Source organism: Streptomyces sp. NPDC007084, from assembly GCF_040703595.1.
Taxonomy (GTDB): Bacteria; Actinomycetota; Actinomycetes; order Streptomycetales; family Streptomycetaceae; genus Streptomyces.
Map to the genome: position 1 here is coordinate 96,957 of NZ_JBEYFY010000001.1, position 15,308 is coordinate 112,264.

Annotated in this window: 13 protein-coding genes and 3 tRNA genes; 9 read left to right on the forward strand and 7 right to left on the reverse strand. The window is 71.2% G+C overall.

Annotation, left to right across the window (positions count from 1 at the left end):
* Position 1 precedes the first annotated feature (1 nt).
* Both AB0912_RS00505 and AB0912_RS00510 read right to left on the reverse strand, forming a co-directional pair.
* Complete coding sequence (locus AB0912_RS00505) at positions 2 to 799, reverse strand: sterol carrier family protein (protein ID WP_366695207.1); 798 nt, start codon at positions 797 to 799, stop codon at positions 2 to 4.
* A gap of 418 nt (positions 800 to 1,217) precedes the next feature.
* Positions 1,218 to 1,856: a helix-turn-helix domain-containing protein gene (locus tag AB0912_RS00510; RefSeq protein ID WP_366695209.1), complete on the reverse strand. Its 639-nt coding sequence runs from the start codon at positions 1,854 to 1,856 to the stop codon at positions 1,218 to 1,220.
* A gap of 330 nt (positions 1,857 to 2,186) precedes the next feature.
* Here AB0912_RS00510 and AB0912_RS00515 point away from each other — a divergent pair, with 330 nt between their 5' ends.
* Positions 2,187 to 3,686, forward strand: a complete 1,500-nt coding sequence (locus AB0912_RS00515) for an MFS transporter (protein ID WP_366695211.1) — start codon at positions 2,187 to 2,189, stop codon at positions 3,684 to 3,686.
* A 133-nt stretch (positions 3,687 to 3,819) separates the two neighbouring features.
* On the opposite strand, the gene purL is transcribed toward AB0912_RS00515, so the two are convergent.
* Genes purL through purS form a run of 3 tightly spaced genes read right to left on the reverse strand, consistent with a single transcriptional unit; the run spans position 3,820 to position 7,015 of the window.
* The gene (gene purL, locus AB0912_RS00520; protein ID WP_366695213.1) at positions 3,820 to 6,078 is read right to left on the reverse strand and encodes a phosphoribosylformylglycinamidine synthase subunit PurL; all 2,259 of its coding nucleotides are present in this window, start codon (positions 6,076 to 6,078) and stop codon (positions 3,820 to 3,822) included.
* A complete protein-coding gene (purQ, locus tag AB0912_RS00525) occupies positions 6,075 to 6,755 on the reverse strand; it encodes a phosphoribosylformylglycinamidine synthase subunit PurQ (RefSeq protein ID WP_366695215.1) in 681 nt (226 codons plus the stop codon). Before purQ ends, purL begins: the two co-directional genes overlap by 4 nt.
* On the reverse strand, positions 6,752 to 7,015 hold the full coding sequence (gene purS, locus AB0912_RS00530; RefSeq protein WP_005482678.1) for a phosphoribosylformylglycinamidine synthase subunit PurS: 264 nt from the start codon (positions 7,013 to 7,015) through the stop codon (positions 6,752 to 6,754). The genes purQ and purS overlap by 4 nt, the downstream gene beginning before the upstream one ends.
* A 361-nt stretch (positions 7,016 to 7,376) precedes the next feature.
* On the opposite strand from purS, the gene AB0912_RS00535 reads away from it, so the two are divergent.
* From AB0912_RS00535 to AB0912_RS00570, 8 genes are all read left to right on the forward strand, one after another.
* Complete coding sequence (locus AB0912_RS00535; RefSeq protein ID WP_366695217.1) at positions 7,377 to 7,694, forward strand: Lsr2 family protein; 318 nt, start codon at positions 7,377 to 7,379, stop codon at positions 7,692 to 7,694.
* A 143-nt stretch (positions 7,695 to 7,837) separates the two neighbouring features.
* Positions 7,838 to 7,909 (forward strand) — tRNA-Gly (locus AB0912_RS00540).
* 79 nt (positions 7,910 to 7,988) lie between these two features.
* A tRNA-Gly gene (locus AB0912_RS00545) sits at positions 7,989 to 8,061 on the forward strand.
* A 208-nt stretch (positions 8,062 to 8,269) separates the two neighbouring features.
* Positions 8,270 to 9,277, forward strand: a complete 1,008-nt coding sequence (locus AB0912_RS00550) for an ABC transporter ATP-binding protein (RefSeq protein ID WP_366695219.1) — start codon at positions 8,270 to 8,272, stop codon at positions 9,275 to 9,277.
* Complete coding sequence (locus AB0912_RS00555) at positions 9,274 to 10,077, forward strand: ABC transporter permease (protein ID WP_366695221.1); 804 nt, start codon at positions 9,274 to 9,276, stop codon at positions 10,075 to 10,077. The genes AB0912_RS00550 and AB0912_RS00555 overlap by 4 nt, the downstream gene beginning before the upstream one ends.
* A 20-nt stretch (positions 10,078 to 10,097) precedes the next feature.
* On the forward strand, positions 10,098 to 11,585 hold the full coding sequence (locus AB0912_RS00560) for a sensor histidine kinase (RefSeq protein ID WP_366695669.1): 1,488 nt from the start codon (positions 10,098 to 10,100) through the stop codon (positions 11,583 to 11,585).
* Positions 11,586 to 11,731: 146 nt separating this feature from the next.
* Complete coding sequence (locus AB0912_RS00565; RefSeq protein ID WP_366695671.1) at positions 11,732 to 12,349, forward strand: response regulator transcription factor; 618 nt, start codon at positions 11,732 to 11,734, stop codon at positions 12,347 to 12,349.
* A gap of 23 nt (positions 12,350 to 12,372) precedes the next feature.
* A tRNA-Gly gene (locus tag AB0912_RS00570) sits at positions 12,373 to 12,445 on the forward strand.
* A 58-nt stretch (positions 12,446 to 12,503) separates the two neighbouring features.
* Here AB0912_RS00570 and AB0912_RS00575 read toward each other — a convergent pair.
* The gene (locus AB0912_RS00575) at positions 12,504 to 13,403 is read right to left on the reverse strand and encodes a phosphoribosylaminoimidazolesuccinocarboxamide synthase (protein WP_366695223.1); all 900 of its coding nucleotides are present in this window, start codon (positions 13,401 to 13,403) and stop codon (positions 12,504 to 12,506) included.
* Positions 13,404 to 13,592: 189 nt separating this feature from the next.
* Complete coding sequence (locus AB0912_RS00580; RefSeq protein ID WP_366695225.1) at positions 13,593 to 15,122, reverse strand: N,N-dimethylformamidase beta subunit family domain-containing protein; 1,530 nt, start codon at positions 15,120 to 15,122, stop codon at positions 13,593 to 13,595.
* Between the last annotated feature and the right edge of the window lie 186 nt (positions 15,123 to 15,308).

The following is a 15,308-nucleotide window of genomic DNA, read 5'->3' on the forward strand; positions in this document are numbered from 1 at the left end:
TTCAGCCCATGAGGGGCAGCAGGGCGGCGAGGTCGGCTCGTTCGCCGCTGGCGCTGACCTTGGCCTCGTCGAGCGCCGTCTTCCACTCCGTACGTCCGGTGGCGAGCCGGATCCAGGTCAGCGGGTCCGTCTCCACCACGTTCGGCGGGGTGCCACGGGTGTGCCGGGGCCCCTGCACGCACTGCACGACGGCGTACGGCGGAACCCGCACCTCCGTGGACGCGCCGGGCGCCTTCACGGCGAGCGCGTCGGCGAGGAGGCGGGTGCACGCGGCGAGGGCCTGGCGGTCGTACGGGATGTCGAGACCGGGGACCGCGCGGTTCAGGTCGTCGGTGTGCACGACGAGTTCGACGGTCCGGGTGACGAGGTAGTCGGCGAGGGTCATCGCGCCGGTGCGTGTGGCGAGCAGCCTGCCGTCCGTGGCGGTGGCCAGGCGTTCGGCGATCCGCCGCCCGGCGTCGGCATAGAGCGCGTCGAGGTCGGGGGTCCGCGCGGCGAGGTCCCGGGTGTCGTCGGCGATGTCGGCGGCCCGGGCGGCGGTGGCGAACGGCCAGTCGAGCGGCGACAGTTCCCGGGCGGTGGGTTCGGGCCGGTCGAGGGCGCGGCTGACGCTCTCGACGGCCGAGGTGACGTGCGCCGCGAGGTCCCGCACGGTCCAGCCGCCGAGGTGCGTGGGCAGCGCCAACCGCTCGTCACCGAGGGCGCGTACGCCGTCGCGCACGTTCCCGAACTGGGCGAGGACGGCCGCGCGGATCTTGACGGAGTCGTAGACACGGGCGCGCTTCTTGGCGGGGGGCATGAATCTCACCCTAGGACCGGGGGGTGGGGTGGTGGAGGGGGTGGGGGGATTTCGGGGGGTGGGAGGGGTTTCGGGGAGGGGTCGGGGGGTGGGTGGTGGTTCCGGTCGGGGCGGGAAGCTGTTCCGGTCGGGGCGGGTGGTGATTTCGGTCGGGGCGGGTGGTGATTTCGGTCGGGGCGGGTGGTGATTTCGGTCGGGGCGGGTGGTGATTTCGGTCGGGGCGGCGGGCGGGTGCGCCCCCGGGGGCGTGGGGTTCTCCCGGCTGGGGCGGGAGGGTGCGCCCGGGTGGGCGGGGTTTCTCCCGGGCGGGGCGGGCGGGTGCGCCCGGGGAGCGGGGTTTCTCCCGGTCGGGGCGGGAGGGGTTCCGAGCCCGCGTGGGAAGGGCTGTCCGGCCGGGGCGGGAGGCGGTTGCCGGCGGCTACTCCCGGACCGCGTAGCCGCCGAGGCCTCTCTCGATCAGGTCGAAGGCGCGGTTGGCCTGGTCGGCGGCGTCCTCGGCGACCGACTCGGGGCTCTCGCCCTCGTTGATACGGCGGTGGTGAGCCTCGATCAGCGCGTTCCGGGCGCTCATCAGTTGGGCCGCGGCGATGGCCGCGAGCACGGGGTCGTCGCTCTCCTCGGCGAGGGTCCTGATCAGCTCCTCCTCACCCCGGTGGGAGGCGATGAGAGCGCGCTCACGCAGGGCGGGCGTCTCGACCACGAGGGTGCGCAACGTGCGGGCGAACGGCTCCGGGTTCAGCCCGATCGCCGGGTCGCGGGCCTCGATCATCTCCAGGAACTGGCGGCGCACCGCGTCCACGGCGGACTCTCCGCGGTCGCGCTCGCGGACCGCGCGGGCGGCGTCCCCGAAGTGCTCCTCCATGGGGCGGAAGACCAAATCCTCCTTGGTCCCGAAGTAGTTGAACACCGTCATCTTGGAGACCTCTGCGGCTTCGGCGATCTCCGCGACGGAGACGGCGTCGAACCCGCGCTCCACGAACAGCTCCACGGCGGTCTGCCATATCCGCATGGCCGTCTGCCGCTTCTTGCGCTCCCGCAGTCCCATCGTCTCCGCCATGTCATGACTGTACCAGGATGAAATTTGATCCGGGAGAAAACATTGACCGGATACACAAATCTCGGGCATGGTGGTGCCAACGCAACCGGCGGGCCCGAACCCGCCGCTGTCGAGGGGGAGTCACGCATGTCCACAACAGCGCAGGGCAAGCCGGCCGACGCCGGGACCGAGGGGGCCGCTGGGCAAGGGGCTGGGAGCCAGGGGGGCTCTACGCAAGGGACCGGGACCCAGGGGGGCTCTACGCAAGGGGCCGGGACCGAGAGGGCCGGGGCTGAGACCGGCGTCCCGGCGCCTCCGTCTGCCGGGCGGCCGGAGGGCCCCGGACCCGGCATGACGGACCGGCAGCGCTCCCTCGGCTTCCTGGTCTGCCTCGTCACGATCGTGCTGGCCATCCTCGACCTCCAGATCGTCTCGGCGGCGACCGTCCCGATCGTCCGCGACCTCGACCCGGAGCACGGTGTCGACAAGATCCCGTGGCTGGTCAGCTCGTTCGCGCTGGCCTCCGCCGCGATGCTCCCGCTCTACGGGAAGCTGTGCGACGTCCTCGGCCCCAAGCGGGTCTTCACCGGCGCCGTCGCCACCTTCCTGGTCGGCTCCGCGCTGTGCGGTGCCGCCCAGTCGATGGGCCAGCTCATCGCGGCCCGCGCGGTACAGGGCCTCGGCGGCGGCGGTCTGATGAGCGTGACCATGGTGGTGATCGCGCACCTCAAGGGCCCCGGCGAGAAGGACGGAGGCAAGGCGGGCAATCTGGGCGGGGTCGTCGCCGGCGGCGGCATGGCCGTCGGCCCATGGCTGGGCGGCCTGCTCGCGGACCACGCGAGCTGGCGCTGGATCTTCTACGTCAACCTGCCGATCGGCGTCGCCGTACTGATCGCGTCCGCCTTCGTCCTCAAGCTCCCCGAGCGCCCCGTCCGCCGCCCGATCGACTACGCGGGCGCCGCCCTGGCCGCCGCGTTCGCCGGCTCCCTGCTGCTGGTCACCGACTGGGGCGGCAAGGAGTACGCGTGGACCTCCCCCGTCGTCATGGGGCTGCTGCTCACCTCCGCGGCGACGCTCGCCCTGTTCCTGTGGCGCCAGACCCGGGCGCCCGAACCGGTGCTGCCGCTCTCCCTGTTCAGGGTTCCGGAGCTGCGCCTCGGCTTCGCCATCCAGGGCATCGTCGGCGCCTCGATGATGTGCGCCATCTACTACGTGCTGGTCTATCTCCAGGTGGCCCGGGGCATCGGCGCCTCCGCCGCCGGCCTCTACCTGCTGCCCATGGCGGCCGGCATGACAGCCGTCGGCATCCTCTCCGGGCGCCTCACCGAGCGCGGCTGGTCGGCCCGCACCTTCACCATCAGCGGCACGGTCACCACCCTGCTCGCCTTCGTCGCCCTGTCCGGCATCGGCCCCGACACCTCCCTCTGGCTGATCCGCGCCGAACTCCTGCTGTTCGGCGCCGGGTTCGGGCAGCTCGTGGGCCAGCTCGTCCTGCTCGTACAGGACGCGGCACCGCGCAGCCAACTGGGCATCGCCACCACGGGCGTCCGCTTCTTCCAGACCCTGGGCAGCGCCCTCGGCACCGCGGTCTTCGGCACCGTCCTCGCCCGCCTGTACGCGGCCGACGGACCCGGCGGCGACATCGGCTCCCTCGCCCGCCTCACCGGACAGGCCCACACCGACGGGGTGCGCGCCTTCGTCTCCGCGATGGACATGGTCTTCTGGGGAGCCGCCGCGCTCCTGGCGGTCGGCGTGGCGCTGGCGCTGCGGCTGCCGGGGTCCGGCGGCGGTCGGCCCGGCACCGGCTCCATACCCGGGCAGCCCCGGGAGGAGCAGCCCGCCACGGCCTGAGCGCGGCGCCGCGGACCAGGAGGCCAGGGGCCGGTCAAGCCCCCGGCGGCCGGTGTGCGGCGCGGCATCGCAGGGCCGGACAGGCGAAGGCCCCGCCCGGACTCCGGACGGGGCCTTCGCGCGGATCGGCCGGCTACTTGAACAGCGCCGGGATCGTGTCCTCGTGCGCCGTGCGCAGTTCGGCCAGGGAGAGCGCGAACTCGCCCTGCACGTCGACCGCGTCACCGTCGACGACACCGATACGGGTGACGGGCAGACCCCGGGCACCGCACATGTCGTTGAAGCGCAGCTCCTCGGAGCGCGGGACGGCGACGACCGCGCGGCCCGCCGACTCCGAGAAGAGGAAGGTGAACGCGTCGAGACCGTCGGGGACGATCAGCCGAGCCCCCTTGCCGCCCTGGAGCGCCGACTCGACCACGGCCTGGATGAGACCGCCGTCGGACAGGTCGTGCGCGGAGTCGATCATCCCGTCGCGCGAGGCGGAGATGAGGATCTCGGCGAGCAGCCGCTCGCGCTCCAGGTCGACCCGCGGGGGCAGACCGCCCAGGTGGTCGTGGACAACCTGGGACCAGGCCGAGCCGCCGAACTCCTCACGGGTCTCGCCGAGCAGGTAGAGAAGCTGGCCCTCTTCCTGGAAGGCGACCGGCGTGCGGCGGGCGACGTCGTCGATGACGCCCAGCACGGCCACCACGGGCGTCGGGTGGATGGCGGCCTCGCCGGTCTGGTTGTACAGCGAGACGTTGCCGCCGGTCACCGGAGTGCCCAACTGCAGGCAGGCGTCGGCCAGTCCGCGGATCGCCTCGGCGAACTGCCACATGACCGCCGGGTCCTCGGGCGAGCCGAAGTTCAGGCAGTCGGAGACGGCGAGCGGCTTGGCACCGGTGGTCGCGACGTTCCGGTACGCCTCGGCGAGCGCGAGCTGCGCGCCGGCGTACGGGTCGAGCTTGGCGTAGCGGCCGTTGCCGTCGGTCGCGATGGCGACACCGAGCCCGGTCTCCTCGTCGATGCGGATCATGCCCGAGTCCTCGGGCTGCGCCAGCACGGTGTTGCCCTGCACGAAGTGGTCGTACTGGGAGGTGATCCAGGACTTGGAGGCCTGGTTCGGGGAGGAGACGAGCCGCAGGACCTGCTCCTTCAGCTCGGCGCTCGTCGCGGGGCGGGGCAGCTTGCCCGCGTCGTCGGCCTGGAGCGCGTCCTGCCAGGAGGGGCGGGCGTAGGGGCGTTCGTAGACCGGGCCGTCGTGCGCGACCGTGCGCGGGTCGACGTCGACGATCTTGCCGCCGTGCCAGAAGATCTCCAGCCGGTCGCCGTCGGTGACCTCACCGATGACGGTGGCGATGACGTCCCACTTGTCGCAGATCTCCAGGAACCGGTCGACCTTCTCCGGCTCGACGACCGCGCACATGCGTTCCTGCGACTCGCTCATGAGGATTTCCTCGGGCGAGAGCGTGGAGTCGCGCAGCGGTACGTCGTCCAGGGTGACCCGCATACCGCCGGAGCCGTTGGAGGCCAGCTCGCTGGTGGCGCAGGACAGTCCGGCGGCGCCGAGGTCCTGGATGCCGACGACGAGCTTCTCGGCGAAGGCCTCCAGGGTGCACTCGATGAGGAGCTTCTCCTGGAAGGGGTCGCCGACCTGGACGGCGGGGCGCTTCGAGGGCTTGGCGTCGTCGAAGGTCTCCGAGGCGAGGATCGACGCGCCGCCGATGCCGTCACCGCCCGTGCGGGCCCCGTACAGGATGACCTTGTTGCCGGCCCCGGACGCCTTCGCGAGGTGGATGTCCTCGTGCCGCATGACGCCGATGGCACCGGCGTTGACCAGCGGGTTGCCCTGGTAGCAGGCGTCGAAGACGACCTCGCCGCCGATGTTGGGCAGGCCCAGGCAGTTGCCGTAGCCGCCGATGCCCGCGACGACGCCCGGCAGTACGCGCTTGGTGTCGGGGTGGCCGGCGGCGCCGAAGCGCAGCGGGTCCACGACGGCGACCGGGCGGGCGCCCATCGCGATGATGTCGCGGACGATGCCGCCGACGCCGGTGGCCGCGCCCTGGTAGGGCTCGACGTAGGACGGGTGGTTGTGCGACTCGACCTTGAAGGTGACCGCGTAGCCCTGGCCGACGTCGACGACGCCGGCGTTCTCACCGATGCCGACGAGCAGCGCGTCGGACTGGGGGGCCTTCTCGCCGAACTGGCGGAGGTGGACCTTGGAGGACTTGTAGGAGCAGTGCTCGGACCACATGACGGAGTACATGGCGAGTTCGGCGCCGGTCGGGCGGCGGCCGAGGATCTCCACCACCCGCTCGTACTCGTCCTTCTTCAGGCCCAGTTCGGCCCAGGGCAGCTCGACGTCGGGGGTCGCGGCCGCGTTCTCGACCGTGTCCAGAGGCGTGCGGCTCATGCGTTGACCAGCTTCTTGAGGATCGAGGTGAAGAAGGGGAGGCCGTCGGTGCGGCCGGAGCCGACGAGCGGCTCGACGGCGTGCTCCGGGTGCGGCATCAGACCGACGACGTTGCCCGCCTCGTTCGTGATGCCGGCGATGTCGCGCAGCGAGCCGTTCGGGTTGACGTCCAGGTAGCGGAACGCGACCCGGCCCTCGGCCTCCAGCATGTCGAGGGTGCGCGCGTCGGCGACGTACCGCCCGTCCATGTTCTTCAGCGGGATGTGGATCTCCTGGCCGGACGCGTAGTCGGCGGTCCAAGCGGTCTCCGCGTTCTCCACCCGCAGCTTCTGGTCGCGGCAGATGAAGTGGAGGTGGTTGTTGCCGAGCATCGCGCCGGGAAGGAGGTGCGCCTCGGTGAGGACCTGGAAGCCGTTGCAGATGCCGAGAACCGGCATTCCGGACTTCGCCTGCTCGATGACGGTCTCCATCACCGGCGAGAAGCGCGAGATGGCACCGGCCCGCAGATAGTCGCCGTACGAGAAACCGCCGGGCAGCACCACGGCGTCGACCTGCTTGAGGTCCTTGTCCTTGTGCCAGAGAGCGACGGGTTCGGCACCCGCCAGCCGGATCGCGCGCTGCGTGTCGCGGTCGTCGAGGCTGCCCGGAAAGGTGACGACTCCAATACGAGCGGTCACTTTCCGGCCTCCGCGACTTCCTCGACCTTGACGGTGAAGTCCTCGATCACGGTGTTGGCGAGGAAGGATTCCGCGAGTTCGTGGATGCGGGCGAGCGCGGCGTCGTCCACCGGTCCGTCCACTTCCAGTTCGAATCGCTTTCCCTGACGTACGTCGGAGACGCCTTCGAAACCGAGGCGCGGCAGTGCACGCTGCACCGCCTGGCCCTGGGGGTCGAGGATCTCCGGCTTGAGCATGACGTCGACTACGACGCGTGCCACTGGCACTCCCGGTGTGTGGTGCTGAGCAGGTCCCTTCAGACTACCCGTACAAAATTTCTACTCGCGTAGATTCGTAGAATCCTACGTGACCCCGATCACGATCCCGCATCGACAAGGCGTCTCCGGCGGAAAATCCTGGGAAAAACCGCAGAAGAACGACGGGAGCCCATTGCCTCCGGACACGCGGAAGGATTTAGTCGGGCTTCACAATGCAATGCCGGGCACTGTACAAAGGAAATGGCATTAGCCGATACTTTGCCCAATAACAGCCGGACAGTCGACATCTCCCCGACAACTCCGTGACGTCTGCGCACGTCATGACCGTTGATCGCAGAGCTGTCGCGCGAAGGGACCGATATTCGTGGCGCAGCGTGTCGTGGTCACTCTCTTTGACGACATCGACGGCTCGGAAGCGGCGGAGACGATCGCCTTCGGACTCGACGGCAAGTCGTACGAGATCGACCTCAATCCAGCCAATGCGAAGAAACTGCGTAAGGTGCTCGCGCCCTACGTCGAGGCCGGCCGCAAGCAGTCGAGGTCCGGGAAGGCCTACACGCACACCGCGCTGACCCCCGACCCCGCCGCCGTACGCGCCTGGGCCCGCTCCAACAAGCTGGACGTCCCGCCGCGCGGCCGCATCCCCAAGAAGGTCTACGAGGCGTTCGCCGAGGCCCACTGAAGCGGCGGCCCCCGCCCCGGGGGCACCCACGCGGGCCCGCCACCGGACCCCGCGGACAACCGACTTGCGCTGACCCCCCGCTGATCAGCTAGAGTCTGGAACACGCCGAGGGGCAAGGCCGAAAGCCGAAACCCCGAAGTCGTGCGGGTGTAGTTCAGTAGTAGAACATCCCCCTTCCAGGGGGAAGGCGCAGTGTGCAATTCCTGTCACCCGCTCCGCACCTCTTACCGATCACGGTTGTCGATCAGGTAGGGTGGTGCTCGCGCCGATCGGTGGAAGCCGGTCGGAGGCAATGCGGACGTAGCTCAGTTGGTAGAGCGCAACCTTGCCAAGGTTGAGGTCGCCAGTTCGAACCTGGTCGTCCGCTCAGAAGCGAAGGCCCCGGTCAGTCGACCGGGGCCTTCGCCGTGTGCCCGGGGCCTTCGGCGTGTGCGCCGAAACACTCCTCCCGCCCCGCCCCCCCCTGGATCGCCCGCTTCTTCCCCGGATCTCTTCCTCTGTCATCTGACATTTGTCATGAGGAGTGATGACACTGCGCACTGCTCGCGTGCCGGGTCCGCGGGGAGGCTGAAGGCATGAACGCGAACGGGCATGATGACGTGATCGAAGTCACCGACCTGCGCCGGGTGTACGGGGGCGAGGACGGAGACTTCGAGGCGGTGCGCGGCGTCACCTTCTCGGTGGCCCGCGGCGAGCTGTTCGCCCTCCTGGGGACGAACGGCGCGGGCAAGACATCCACCGTCGAGCTGATCGAGGGCCTCGCACCCCCGGCCGGCGGACGGGTGCGGGTCCTCGGACGCGATCCTTACCGGGAGCAGGCGTCCGTGCGCCCCCGGATCGGCGTGATGCTCCAGGAGGGCGGCTTCCCCTCCGAGCTGACGGTCGCGGAGACCCTGCGCATGTGGGCCGGCTGCACCAGCGGCGCGCGGCCCCTCGGGGAGGCGCTGGACCTGGTCGGCCTCACCCGCCGGAGCGGGGTGCGGGTCAAGCAGTTGTCCGGCGGCGAGAAGCGGCGCCTGGACCTCGCGCTCGCGCTCCTCGGCCGCCCCGAAGTCCTCTTCCTCGACGAACCCACCACCGGTCTCGACGTGGAAGGCCGCCAGAGCACCTGGGAGTTGGTCCGCGAGCTGCGCGACTCGGGAACCACCGTCCTGCTGACCACCCACTATCTGGAAGAGGCGGAGGGCCTCGCCGACCGGCTGGCGATCCTCCACGAAGGCCGCGTCGCCGCCCTCGGCACACCGGCCGAGGTCACCGCGGCCCAGCCGTCGCGCATCTCCTTCGAACTGCCCGAGGGCTACTTCCCGGGCGACCTGCCCCCACTGGCCGAACTCGGCGTGAGCGGCCACGAGACGGCGGGACGGATGATCAGACTCCGGACGAACGAGCCGCAGCGGACGGCGACCGCCCTGCTGGTGTGGGCGGAGCGGGCGCGGGTCGAGCTGCGGGGACTCGATGTGCGCTCGGCCTCACTGGAGGAGGCGTTCCTGCGCATAGCGCGGGAGGCACAGGCACACGGCGGACACCGGCAGGAGCCGGCGGGTGCGGGCGCCCGCACCCGGACGAAGGGGGCGGCGGCATGAGCGGCACAGCGGTCATGGCGGGCGCGGAGCCGGCCCGGACCACGGCGGTGGGACGGATGGGAGCGCTGGCCCGCGCCGAGCTGACCCTGCTCGGCCGTACGAAGGCGACGCTCGCGGCGGCGGTGTTCGTGCCGCTGGTCATGCCCTTCAGCCTCCGCTCGACCATCGACCAGATGGATCTGAAGGGCACCGGACTCAGCGTCGGGTCGATCCTGCTCCCCGCCTCGATCGGGTTCGCCCTGCTCTTCGCGGTCTACAGCTCGCTGGTGAGTGTGTACGCGGCCCGCCGCGAGGAGCTGGTCCTCAAGCGGCTGCGCACGGGCGAGCCACGGGACGTGGAGATCCTCCTCGGCGCCGCCCTGCCCTCGATGGCGATAGGCCTCGCCCAGTGCCTGATCCTCACCGGCGCCTGCCTGCCGACCCTCGGCATCGGGGCACCCCGGGCGCCCCATCTCGTCCTGCTGGGGCTGCTGTTGGGCTTCGTCACCTGGCCGGCGCTCGCGGCCGTCACCGCGAGCTTCAGCAGAAGCATCGAGGGCGCCCAGGTCGCCGCTATGCCGCTGACGCTACTGTCCCTGGCCGGTTCCGGGACCTTCATCCCGCTGGAGATGCTGCCCGACGGGCTGGCGTCGTTCTGCGAGCTGCTGCCGCTGACCCCGGTGATCACCCTGATACGCGGCGGCTGGAGCGGGCACCTCTCCGCGCACGACACCCTGGGCGCCCTCGTCACGGCGGTGGCCTGGGCCGCGATCGCGGTGTTTGCTGTACGGCGATGGTTCCGCTGGGAGCCACGACGATGACCACGGACACGGGGGCCGGCATGAAGAAGCCGACCGGCTGGTGGCACGGCAAGAGCACACCGGCCAAGGTCGAGACGTACACGCGCTGGTCGTTCCACTTCTTCGCCCTGATCGAGGTCGCCACGTTCGGTCTGCCGATCTTCGGCAACGTCTCGGCGGCCCTGGCCTGGCCGCTGTTCCTGCTGGTCTGCGCGCACGCCGTGCTCTGCGCGGTGACCGCGTCCCAGTCGTTGGACTGGACGCGCGGCACCCGCGAGCAGCCCGGCCGGATGATGCTCGCGCTGGGCGTGGGTACCGCCGTGGTGGCGTTCGCGGCGGTCGCCCTGTCCGGCACCGCCTGGCAGCCGGCGACCGACGACGAGCTGCGGGTGGCGTCCTCGCTCTTCATCGGCGTCATAGCGTTCGGCACGGGCACGCTCGCCCTCGGCACCCGGGACCGGCGGCGGATGACCTCCGCCGTGGTCGGCGCCGCCGCGGGGGCCGGAGCGCTCTCCTTCCCGCTCGGCTTTCCCGGCCCCGCCGCGCTGATCACCGCCGTCGCGGTCCTGCTGACCGCCGGGTTCCTCACCTTCACCGCCGCCTTCTCGGTCTGGCTGCTGAACGCCGTCTATGAACTCGACGCGGCCCGCGAGACCCGCGCCCGCCTCGCCGTCGCGGAGGAACGGCTGCGCTTCGGCCGCGACCTCCACGACGTGATGGGCCGCAACCTCGCGGTCATCGCGCTCAAGAGCGAGCTGGCCGTGCAACTGGCCCGCCGCGGCCGGCCCCAGGCCGTGGACCAGATGACGGAGGTGCAGCGGATAGCCCGGGAGTCCCAGCGCGAGGTGCGCGCCGTCGTACGGGGGTACCGCGAGGCCGACCTGAGAGTCGAACTCTCCGGCGCACAGGGGGTGTTGACGGCGGCCGGCATCGACTGCTCGGTCACCGGCGCGGACGCGGAACTGCCGGTACCGGTGCAGTCGGCGCTCGCGTGGGTCGTACGGGAGGCGACGACGAACGTCCTGCGCCACGGAGATGCCGAGAACTGCGCGGTGTCCCTGCGGGTGGCGGACGGCCTGGTGACACTGACGGTCGAGAACGACGGAGCACCGGACACGGAGGGCTCGTTCCCCCACGCCGGCGAGGACGCTCAACCGCGCGGCGGGTCCGGGCTGGTGGGGCTGCGGGAGCGGCTGGACGAGGTGGACGGGGTGCTGCGGGCCGGGGCGAGCGGTGGGCTCTTCCGCCTGACGGCGGAGGTCCCGCTTCATGCCGGGCCGGTGTCATCCCCGCCCGTCAGTCATGACCGGCCGGTGTCGTCCGTGCCGGGAAGTCAGGGCCGGTCGGGAAGTCGGGGCCGGTCGGTGTCGTCCGTGCCGGGAAGTCAGGGCCGGCCGGTTGCGTCTGCGCCTGCGCCTGCGCCTGCGCCTGCGCCGAGCAGTCATGACCGGTCGGCCGCGTCCGTGCCGAGCGGTGTTGACCCGCCCGTCGCGTCCGTGCCGGGTCAGGTGGGGGAGGCCGCGCCGTGACGTCCGTACCCGAGGATGTGCCGGCGGCGGTACCCGCATCGCCGCCTCCGCCCCCGTCCCAGCTCACGTACCCGCCCGCATCCCCATCGCCCCTTCCGCCCCCGTCGGAGGTGACGTCGGCGGCGGCTTTGGCCGAGGCGGAGTCGGTGGGCGCGGCTCCGGTGCGGTTGTTGCTGGCCGATGATGAGCATCTGATCCGAGGGGCGCTGGCCGCGTTGCTCGGGCTGGAGGACGACCTCGTGGTGGTCGCCGAGGCGGCGAGCGGACCGGAGGCGCTGGCGATGGCCCGGGCCCATGTGCCGGATGTCGCGGTCCTGGATCTTCAGATGCCGGGGGCGGACGGTGTGAGGGTGGCCACATCACTGCGGGCCGAACTGCCGGGCTGCCAGGTGCTGATCGTGACGAGTCATGGCAGACCCGGGCATCTGAAGCGGGCGCTGGCGGCGGGTGTGCGGGGGTTCGTGCCGAAGACGGTCAGTGCGCAGCGGCTCGCGGAGATCATCCGCACGGTGCATGCGGGAAACCGTTATGTGGACCCGGAGTTGGCGGCCGACGCGATCTCCGCCGGGGACTCGCCGCTGACCGTCCGGGAGGCCGAGGTGCTCGAATTGGCCGCCGACGGGGCGCCCGTGGCGGAGATCGCGGAGCGGGCGGCACTGTCGCAGGGGACTGTGCGGAACTATCTGTCGTCGGCCGCGGCGAAGCTGGGGGCGGAGAACTGTCATGCGGCAGTGCGTCTCGCGCGCCGGAGAGGTTGGGTATAGTAGCTGTCGCGCCACGGCGCAGTGCGGACGTAGCTCAGTTGGTAGAGCGCAACCTTGCCAAGGTTGAGGTCGCGAGTTCGAGCCTCGTCGTCCGCTCAGCGAAAGAAGCCCCCGACCTCAGGTCGGGGGCTTCTTCGTGTGGCTTCTTCGTATGTCAGGTCCAGCTTGTGCCGGTGAGGCGTTCGTAGGCCTCGATGTACTTGGCGCGGGTGGCTTCCACGACGTGCTCGGGGAGAGCCGGCGGCGGCTGCTCGCTCTTGCGGTCCCAGCCGGACTCCGGGGAGGTCAGCCAGTCGCGGACGTACTGCTTGTCGAAGGACGGCTGCGCGCGGCCCGGCTCCCAGGAGTCGGCGGGCCAGAAGCGGGAGGAGTCCGGGGTGAGCACCTCGTCGGCGAGGACGAGGGTGTCCCCGTCGTAGCCGAACTCGAACTTGGTGTCCGCGAGGATGATGCCCCGCTCACGGGCGATGTCGCGGGCGCGGCCGTAGATGGCGAGGGTGGCCTGGCGCAGTTCGGCGGCGGTGTCGGCGCCGACCTGGCGGGCGACCTCCTCGTAGGAGACGTTCTCGTCGTGGTCGCCGACGGCGGCCTTGGTGGCCGGGGTGAAGATCGGCGAGGGGAGTTCCGAGCCGTCGACGAGGCCCTCGGGGAGGGCGAGGCCGCAGACGGTGCGGGACTCGTTGTACTCGACCAGGCCCGAGCCGGTCAGATAGCCGCGGGCGACGCACTCGACCGGGGCCATCCGGAGGGACTTGCAGATCAGGGTGCGGCCGGCCCAGTCGGCGGGGGCGCCGGGCGGGAGTTCGGTGCTCAGCACGTGGTTGGGCGCCAGTTCGGCGAGCTGGTCGAACCACCACAGCGAGAGCCGGGTGAGCGTACGGCCCTTGTCGGGGATCTCGGTGGGGAGAACCCAGTCGTAGGCGGAGATGCGGTCGCTGGCGACCATCACGAGGTCGCCCGCCTCGTTCTGGTACAGATCGCGCACCTTGCCGGTGTGCAGATGCACCAGACCCGGCACCTGAAGGGGCTCGGGCTTTTCGACGAATCCGGACACGGTTCCTCCCCGTGGTTTTGTCTCAGTGGCTCGATTCTCCCGTATGGGACGAGCGGCTTCGACAGGGGGCGACCGGGAGTGCCCGGGGTGCCTGGCGTGCTTGGGTGGCTGGCGTGCCCGGGGTGCCTGGCGCGCTTGTGGTGGCTGGAAGTGCCTGGGGATGTCCGGCGTGCGGGGCGGCGGGCTTCCTCAGTCGTGTTTGCAGATGCGGTCGAGGAGATTGGCGGTGGCCCGCTGGATACGAGTGTCCACGTGGCCGGGCCGGTCGAGCGCCGGGGACCAGGCGAACGTGCCGGACGCGAAGACGAGGGCGCCGGACGGAGCGCGGTACAGCGAGGTCTCCTGGTGGCGGGGGACGCCCTCGCTGTCCGGGTACGGGGAGTGGGCGAGCAGGATGCGGGCCTGGTGGTCGGGCAGCGGGGTGCGCGGGAAGTAGCGGTCCGCCTCTCCCGCGACCATGCCCGCGATCTCGTCGCCCTCGTGGGCGCCGGTCGCCTCCCACAGCCAGTGGTCGGCGTTGCGGACGACCAGCGGGTGCGGTTCGGGTACGCGGCCCGCGTACTGGATGCCGATGAGCTGCTGTTCGGGACGGTCGATCTCGCGCCACAGGGCGGGCTTGCCAGGACCACGGCGTTTGCGGCAGGTCAGCAGCCGGTCGGGGACGCCGGACGGGGAGGGGCCCAACTCCACCTGCCAGTACATGGTGTTGGCGGAGAGGAAGACCAGCGAGGTGCCGTGTTCTCGGGCGCGCTCGGTGGTGCGGCGCATCTGCGGCGACCAGTACTCGTCGTGGCCCGGGAAGACCAGGCCCCGGTAGCGGGTGGGGTCGACGCGTCCGGCGTGCAGGTCGCGGGCGTCGGCGTAGGCGAGGTCGTAGCCGTAGCGCTCGGCCCAGCGAATGAAGTCGTAGGCGTGGCCGACGTGCAGGGGGAGGCCGGCGCCGGCGTAGGGACGGTCGAAGGAGACGGTCGTGGCGGCGTCGGCCTCGCCGAGCAGCCGGCCGTGCTCGTCCCAGGCGTGGTAGAGGCTGGCGCCGGTGCGGCCGTCCTCCGGATACAGGTTGTACGCCTGCCAGGTCACGTCCGGGAGCAGCAGGAGCAGGTCGGCGGTCTGGTCGTTGCGCACGGTGAAGGGGACGTGGGAGCGGTAGCCGTCGACGGTGGTCAGGACGGCGACGTACGCGCCGATGCTCCAGAACGACGGGATCTGCAAGCGCCAGGACAGCCACCAGTGATGGCAGGAGACCGTCCGGTCGGCGGTGAGCGGCGGGGGCTGCACGATGCCGGAGAGCCGGGGGCTCGTGGTGATCTTGCTGGCGCCGTCACCGCTGTAGTGGCCGATGCGGTAGATGTCGACGCTGAACTCCTGTGGCGGGTCGACGGTGACGTGGAAGTCGATCGACTCGCCCGGAGCCGCGGCGCCGGTGGTGGTGAACCCCTTGATCTGCCGGTGCACGTCGTCCGCGGAACGGGGGCCGCCCGAGCCGGAGCGCGCGCGGGTGCCCGAGGTGGCGCGCGGCGCCGGGATACGGGAGCCGCCGGCCTCGGGATAGGGGGGCGGCGCGGTGTCGGCGTCCAGGTACCAGGGGACGACGTGGCCGGTGTCGTCGAAGTAGGTCTCGCTGCCGCGGAGCCAGGGGACGGGGCCCTGACCGAAGGGGTCCGTGACGGCGTGGGCGAGTGCGCCCGACTCCCAGCGGCGGATCTGCTCCGACCCCATGCCGGTCCCCTCCCTCGTGCCCCCGTCGTTCGGCAAGCCCTTGCCCTTGCGCGCGATCGGTCCCAGCACATCACATTACGCACGCGGCCCGTCACCGTTCGTCGCGAATTGACGTGAGTGGAACGGGGCGCTCCGTCTGGCGTGGAAACGGGCTGCGAACAGTGTGCGTCCGACCGGCCGGTAGAG

Excerpts from the sequence above, each read along its gene's own strand:
- AB0912_RS00515 (WP_366695211.1), top strand. The coding sequence starts at position 2,187 with ATGACGGACCGGCAGCGCTCCCTCGGCTTCCTGGTCTGCCTCGTCACG.
- purL (WP_366695213.1), bottom strand. The coding sequence starts at position 6,078 with ATGAGCCGCACGCCTCTGGACACGGTCGAGAACGCGGCCGCGACCCCC.
- AB0912_RS00505 (WP_366695207.1), bottom strand. The coding sequence starts at position 799 with ATGCCCCCCGCCAAGAAGCGCGCCCGTGTCTACGACTCCGTCAAGATC.
- AB0912_RS00580 (WP_366695225.1), bottom strand. The coding sequence starts at position 15,122 with ATGGGGTCGGAGCAGATCCGCCGCTGGGAGTCGGGCGCACTCGCCCAC.
- AB0912_RS00510 (WP_366695209.1), bottom strand. The coding sequence starts at position 1,856 with ATGGCGGAGACGATGGGACTGCGGGAGCGCAAGAAGCGGCAGACGGCC.
- AB0912_RS00550 (WP_366695219.1), top strand. The coding sequence starts at position 8,270 with ATGAACGCGAACGGGCATGATGACGTGATCGAAGTCACCGACCTGCGC.
- AB0912_RS00560 (WP_366695669.1), top strand. The coding sequence starts at position 10,098 with ATGAAGAAGCCGACCGGCTGGTGGCACGGCAAGAGCACACCGGCCAAG.
- AB0912_RS00555 (WP_366695221.1), top strand. The coding sequence starts at position 9,274 with ATGAGCGGCACAGCGGTCATGGCGGGCGCGGAGCCGGCCCGGACCACG.